Annotated in this window: 6 protein-coding genes; 3 read left to right on the top strand and 3 right to left on the bottom strand. The window is 67.6% G+C overall.

The window, feature by feature from the left end:
- Nucleotides 1-110: 110 nt before the first annotated feature.
- Genes QMX79_RS19605 through QMX79_RS19595 form a run of 3 tightly spaced genes read left to right on the top strand, consistent with a single transcriptional unit; the run spans nucleotide 111 to nucleotide 3,323 of the window.
- On the top strand, nucleotides 111-1,391 hold the full coding sequence (locus QMX79_RS19605; protein ID WP_282248263.1) for a carbohydrate porin: 1,281 nt from the start codon (nucleotides 111-113) through the stop codon (nucleotides 1,389-1,391).
- A 22-nt stretch (nucleotides 1,392-1,413) separates the two neighbouring features.
- Nucleotides 1,414-2,436 carry an amidohydrolase family protein gene (locus QMX79_RS19600; RefSeq protein WP_282248262.1) on the top strand — a complete coding sequence of 341 codons (1,023 nt, stop codon included), beginning with the start codon at nucleotides 1,414-1,416 and terminating at the stop codon, nucleotides 2,434-2,436.
- An 11-nt stretch (nucleotides 2,437-2,447) separates the two neighbouring features.
- On the top strand, nucleotides 2,448-3,323 hold the full coding sequence (locus QMX79_RS19595; RefSeq protein WP_282248261.1) for an amidohydrolase family protein: 876 nt from the start codon (nucleotides 2,448-2,450) through the stop codon (nucleotides 3,321-3,323).
- 8 nt (nucleotides 3,324-3,331) lie between these two features.
- Here the strand turns inward: QMX79_RS19595 and QMX79_RS19590 are convergent, their stop codons facing one another.
- From QMX79_RS19590 to QMX79_RS19580, 3 genes are read right to left on the bottom strand one after another with little or no spacing between them, the layout of a single operon-like run.
- Nucleotides 3,332-4,399 (bottom strand): chemotaxis response regulator protein-glutamate methylesterase, encoded by a 1,068-nt coding sequence (locus QMX79_RS19590; RefSeq protein ID WP_282248260.1) that lies wholly within the window; start codon nucleotides 4,397-4,399, stop codon nucleotides 3,332-3,334.
- Nucleotides 4,396-4,992: a chemoreceptor glutamine deamidase CheD gene (gene cheD, locus QMX79_RS19585; RefSeq protein ID WP_282248259.1), complete on the bottom strand. Its 597-nt coding sequence runs from the start codon at nucleotides 4,990-4,992 to the stop codon at nucleotides 4,396-4,398. Before cheD ends, QMX79_RS19590 begins: the two co-directional genes overlap by 4 nt.
- A complete protein-coding gene (locus QMX79_RS19580; protein WP_282248258.1) occupies nucleotides 4,989-5,855 on the bottom strand; it encodes a CheR family methyltransferase in 867 nt (288 codons plus the stop codon). The genes cheD and QMX79_RS19580 overlap by 4 nt, the downstream gene beginning before the upstream one ends.
- Nucleotides 5,856-5,930: the final 75 nt, after the last annotated feature.

Raw genomic sequence — 5,930 nt, 5'->3', positions numbered from 1 at the left:
TTTTTTTAAACCCCCCGGCGCCCGCGGCGGCCCCCGCCGGCGGGGCGCCCCCGCGGGCCCCCCCCGAATGCATTGAATCCGCTGCCCACGGCAGCGGGGAGGGAGTTTTCATGTCCATCTTCCGCCACACCCCGCTGGCGCTGCTGCTCAGCGCTGCACTGGCCGCCCCGGCCGCCGCCGAAGGCACCCTGCCCAAGGGCGTCGACCTGACCCTGGATGTCGTTGGCAACGTTGCGTCCAACCCCGTGGGCGGGGTGGAGCAGGGCACCGAAGGCTCGTACTGGATCATGGCCCAGTCGAAGTTCGACCTGGACGCGTTGTTCGGCGTGCACAACACCGACGTGGACGCGCAGTGGGCCTGGTTTGCCGGGCGCAACCTGGCGCGCGAGAAGATCGGCAACTCGATCAGCGCGCAGCAGACCTGGCGGCCGGTGGCCGGTGGCCGCCTGACCCGGCTGACCGTGCGCCACCGCTTCGACAACGGGCTGAGCATCACCGCCGGCCGTGCGCCGGTGAACAGCTACTTCAACAACTCCGCGCTCAACTGCGTGTTCATGAGCAATGCGATGTGCCTCACCCCGTATGGCGCGATCACCGACCTGGGCATTACCGCATTCCCGAACTCGTCCTGGGCCGGCATCCTGCGCTACGACGTGAATGATCGCTGGTACGTGCAGGGCGGGGCGTTCGACTACAACAACGAGCTGAACAAGGCCGGCAGGAACGGCCTGGACTTCTCGGTGGGCGAGGGCACCGGCACCATCACCGCGTATGAGGCCGGCTACCAGACCAGCTTCGCCAACGACCGGCTGCCGCGCACCTACCGCGTGGGCATGTACCGCAACACCGATGGCGGCAAGAGCTCCTACTTCGACGCCAACGGCAACTCGGCCGCGCTGACCGGCAAGCCCACGGTGATGCAGGAGGGCGCACGCGCGGGCTGGTACGCGATGGCCGACCAGACCGTGTGGCGCGGCGAGGGCAAGCGCAACCTGGCGCTGTTCGCCCGCGCCTACGTGAACACCGGCAATGAGGCGCCGGTGGACCAGTTCGCCGCGGTCGGCTTCGTCAAGACCGGCACCTTCGCCGGCCGCGACCAGGACACCCTGGCGATGTTCGTCTCCAATACCCACTTCAGCGATGAGCAGATCGCGTTCCTGCGCGACCGCCGCGCACGCAATGGCGGCAGCGGTGCGCCGAATGCCGACGAGATCATCGCCGAGCTCAGCTATGGCTGGGCGGTGCACAAGGGCATCCGGCTGATGCCCAACCTGCAGTATGTGATCAACCCCGACCCGATCTACGCGCCGACCCGTACCACCGACATTCCCGACGCGCTGATCGTCGGGCTGCGCGTGGATGTTCATTTTGCCCAGCTGTTCGGCTGGTGATTCCTCCCCCACGAGGCCCCCGATGATCATCGATTGCCACGGTCACTACACGACCGCCCCCGCCACCCACGATGCGTTCCGCAAGGCGCAGGTGGCCCATTTCAACGACCCCTCGCTGCCGGCGCCGGTATACCCGGTGATCAGCGACGACGAACTGCGCGACAGCGTGGAAGGCAACCAGCTGCGGCTGCTGCGCGAGCGCGGCGCGGACATGACGATCTTCTCGCCGCGCGCCAGCACCATGGCCCACCACATCGGCGATGAAGCAGTGAGCGCGGAATGGACCCGGCGCTGCAACGACCTGATCGCGCGCGTGGTGGCGCTGTACCCGGAGACCTTCATCGGCGTGTGCCAGCTGCCGCAGTCGCCCGGCGTGCCCATCGCCAACTCGATCGCCGAACTGGAGCGCTGTGTCAACGAGCTGGGCTTTGTCGGCTGCAACCTCAATCCGGACCCTTCTGGCGGCCACTGGAACGGGCTGCCGCTGACCGACCGCGCCTGGTACCCGTTCTTCGAGAAGATGGTGGAGCTGGACGTGCCGGCCATGGTGCATGTCTCGGGCAGCTGCAATGCCAATTTCCACGCCACCGGCGCGCATTACCTCAATGCCGACACCACCGCGTTCATGCAGTTCCTGCAGGGCGACCTGTTCCGTGACTTCCCGGAACTGCGCTTCATCATTCCACACGGCGGCGGCGCGGTGCCCTATCACTGGGGCCGCTTCCGTGGCCTGGCCGACATGCTGGGCAAGCCGCCGCTGAACGAGCATGTGATGAAGAATGTGTTCTTCGACACCTGCGTTTACCATCAGCCGGGTATTGACCTGCTGTTCAAGGTGATCGACATCGACAACATCCTGTTCGGCTCGGAAATGGTCGGCGCGGTGCGTGGCATCGACCCGGAAACCGGGCAGTTTTTCGACGACACCCTGCGCTATGTGGAAGCGCTGGGGCTGTCGGCGGCGGATCGCAGCAAGGTGCTGTCGGGCAATGCGCGCCGGGTGTACCCGCGGCTGGATGCGCAGCTGAAGGCGAGGGGGCTGTAATGGCGAAGTTCGTGAAAGATGCCGATTGGCTGGATTTCTGCCCGGACCCGAGCCGGCCGGTGTTCGTACCGCCGCCGGGCGCGGTGGATGCGCATTGCCACGTGTTCGGCCCGGGGGACCAGTTCCCGTATGCGGCCGAGCGCAAGTACACGCCCTGCGATGCGGGCAAGGCGCAGCTGTTCGCGCTGCGCGATCATCTTGGGTTCGCGCGCAACGTCATCGTGCAGGCGACCTGCCACGGTGCCGACAACCGGGCCCTGGTGGATGCGCTGCGCAGTGCCGACGGCCGCGCGCGCGGCGTGGCCACGGTACGCGATACGGTCACCGACGACGAACTGCGCGAGCTGCATGAGGCCGGTGTGCGCGGGGTGCGCTTCAATTTCGTGAAGCGGCTGGTGGACCCGAAGCCGGATGCGTACTACCACGCCATCATTGAACGGATCGCGCCGCTGGGCTGGCATGTGGTGGTGTATTTCGAGGCGGCGGACCTGGCCGAGCGCTGGGATTTCTTCACGTCGCTGCCGACCACGGTGGTGGTGGACCACATGGGCCGGCCGGACGTGACCCAGCCGGTGGACGGGCCGGAGTTCCAGCGTTTCGTGCGCTTGATGCGCGAGCATCCGAACGTGTGGAGCAAGGTGAGCTGCCCGGAGCGGCTGTCGCAGTCGGGCCCACCGAATTACGACGATGTGGTGCCGTTCGCACGGCACCTGGTGGAGCAGTTCCCGGACCGGGTGCTGTGGGGCACGGACTGGCCGCACCCGAACCTGAAGTCGCACATGCCCGATGACGGCAAGCTGGTGGATTTCATTCCACGGATTGCGGTGACGGCCGACCAGCAGCAGAAACTGCTGGTAGACAACCCGATGCGTTTGTATTGGGCGTAAGCGCGGGATCAACCCCGCGCGAGTGCCATCAGGCGTTCGGCGATCCGCTCGAGCGGGACCTGCTCGTCGGTGGCGCCGAGTTTGAAGGCAGCGCCCGGCATGCCCCAGACCACGCTGGTGGCTTCGTCCTGGACCAGGGTGGGTGCGCCGACGTTCTTCAGTTCCAGCAGGCCACGCGCGCCGTCGTCGCCCATGCCGGTGAGGATCGCGCCGATGGCGTTGGCACCGGCACTTTCGGCCACCGAACGGAACAGTACGTCCACCGCCGGCTTGTGCCGGTTCACGGCCGGGCCGTCATCCACCCGGCAGCGCCAGCGCGCACCGTCACGGATCACCCGCAGGTGCTTGCCGCCCGGCGGCAGGTAGGCGTGGCCAGGCAGCACGGCTTCGCCGTCGCTGGCTTCGCGCACGGACATCGCCGAGTGGCGGTCCAGGCGTTCGGCAAACGCGGTGCTGAAGGTGGCGGGCAGGTGCTGGGTGAGCACCACCGCCGGGGCATCGGCCGGGAGGCCTTCGAGCACCACGCGCAGCGCTTCGGTACCGCCGGCCGAGGCGCCGATGGCGATCAGGCGGTCGGTGGTACGGAACTGGATCGAGCGCGCGGGCGAAGGCGCCACGGCGTCCAGGGTGATGCGCGGGGTGATCGGGCGGGCCAGGGTGCGCACGCGCGAGCGCGCGGCCATCTTGACCTTGCCGATGATCTCTTCGGCATAGCCCTGCAGGCCTCGCGCGACGTCGAACTTGGGCTTGGAGATGAAATCCACCGCGCCCAGCGCCAGCGCCTGCAGGGTGGTGTCCGCGCCGCGCTCGGTCAGCGACGAGATCATCACCACCGGCAGCGGGTGCAGGCGCATCAGGTTTTCCAGGAATGCCAGCCCGTCCATGCGCGGCATTTCCACATCCAGCGTGATCACGTCCGGGGCCAGACGCTTGATCTTCTCGCGCGCCAGCAGCGGATCGGCCGCGGTGCCGACCACTTCGATGCCGGGGTCGCTGGCGAGGATCTCGCTCAGCATCTGCCGCACCACCGCCGAATCGTCGACGATCAAAACCCTGCAGGGTGAACCGTTGATCATTCGAACAGCTCCACGCCACCGGTGACCGGGGCCTTGGACAGGCGGGCACGCACGGCCGATTCGGTCGCGGCCACTTCAGCTTCGTGGGCGTGCGGCAGGCGCTGCACCACCACGCGGCCGGTGTCGGCGAAGAACCACACCTTGCGCGGGTGGATGCCGCACAGGTCTTCGGCCAGCACGGGAATATGTTCGGCCTGCAGGTACTGGCGCACGAACTCGGCGTTGCGGGTACCCACCGGGTTGCTGGTGAAGCCCTTGAGCACGTTGGCACCGCCGAACACCTTGGCCTCCAGGCGCTTGCGGTGCGCACCACGCTTGAGCAGGTCGTTGATCAGCAGTTCCATGGCGTAGCTGCCGTAGCGCGCCGGGGCACCATCGCCGACGTTGCCCTCGGGCAGCAGGAAGTGGTTCATGCCGCCGATCTTCAGCACCGGGTCGCGCAGGCACGCGGCCACGCACGAGCCCAGGGTGGTGGTCAGCGCGGTGTCGTCGTCCACCACCAGGTACTGGGTGGGCAGCAGCTTGGCGGCGGTGACCTTGAAGCGGCTGTCGAAGTAACGCATCACATCGTCGGGGCGGGCGGCCAGGTTCATGCCGGGGCTCCGGGCGCGCGCTTGTACAGGGTGCGGCCGCACGGCTGGATCAGGTCGGCGGCGTGCAGGTAGTTCTCCGAGTGGCCGGTGTAGAGCAGGCCATCGTCGCCCATGTGCTGGATCAGCCGCGACAGGATGCCGCGCTGGGTGGGCTTGTCGAAATAGATCATGACGTTGCGGCAGAACAGTGCGTCGAACGGACCGCCGACGTCGTAGCGGGGGGCCAGCAGGTTGAGCGGGCGGAAGTCGATCAGCTCGCGCAGCGCCGGATGCACGCGGCACTGGCCTTCATTGGGGCCGCTGCCGCGCTGGAAGTACCGCTTCTTGATCGCCGGGTCCAGGCCCGACACGCGGTCGATGGCATACACGCCGCGGCTGGCAGTGGCCAGCACCTGAGTATCCACATCGGTGGCGAGGATGCGCACCGGCGGCTTCAGCGTGCCGAACGCTTCGCAGGCGGTGATCGCCATGGAGTAGGGCTCTTCGCCGGTGGAGGCCGCGCACGACCACAGCTGCAGGGTGCCGTGGCCGGCACGCGCGCGCAGCTCGGTGTCGAGCTTCTCGAAATGGTGCGGTTCGCGGAAGAACGCGGTCAGGTTGGTGGTCAGCGCGTTGGTGAACGCCTGCCACTCATCGCCGCCGTGGCTTTCCAGCTGGTCCAGGTACTCCTGGAAACTGCGCAGGCCGAGCGTGCGCAGCCGGCGCGAGAGCCGGCCGTAGACCATGTCGCGCTTGGCCGGCGCCAGCGAGATTCCGACGCGCTGGTAGATCAGGTCGCAGATGCGGCGGAAGTCGCGGTCGGCGAACTCGAATTCGCGGCCGGTCGTAGATGCAGCAGAGGCAGGTGCGGTAGGCGTGGTCACGGGCGAACTCGATCAAAGGGAGAAAGCGGCGGCCCGGGGGCCGCCCCGGGGGCTCAGCACTCTTGCCAGTTGGCG

Source organism: Stenotrophomonas sp. PS02300 (assembly GCF_029959395.1).
Lineage (GTDB): Bacteria > Pseudomonadota > Gammaproteobacteria > Xanthomonadales > Xanthomonadaceae > Stenotrophomonas > Stenotrophomonas maltophilia_AD.
This window is presented reverse-complemented; position numbering and strand designations above follow the sequence as displayed.

What these genes read in the sequence shown, in the direction of transcription:
- QMX79_RS19605 (WP_282248263.1), top strand. Translation starts at nt 111, where the DNA reads ATGTCCATCTTCCGCCACACCCCGCTGGCGCTGCTGCTCAGCGCTGCA.
- QMX79_RS19600 (WP_282248262.1), top strand. Translation starts at nt 1,414, where the DNA reads ATGATCATCGATTGCCACGGTCACTACACGACCGCCCCCGCCACCCAC.
- QMX79_RS19590 (WP_282248260.1), bottom strand. Translation starts at nt 4,399, where the DNA reads ATGATCAACGGTTCACCCTGCAGGGTTTTGATCGTCGACGATTCGGCG.
- cheD (WP_282248259.1), bottom strand. Translation starts at nt 4,992, where the DNA reads ATGAACCTGGCCGCCCGCCCCGACGATGTGATGCGTTACTTCGACAGC.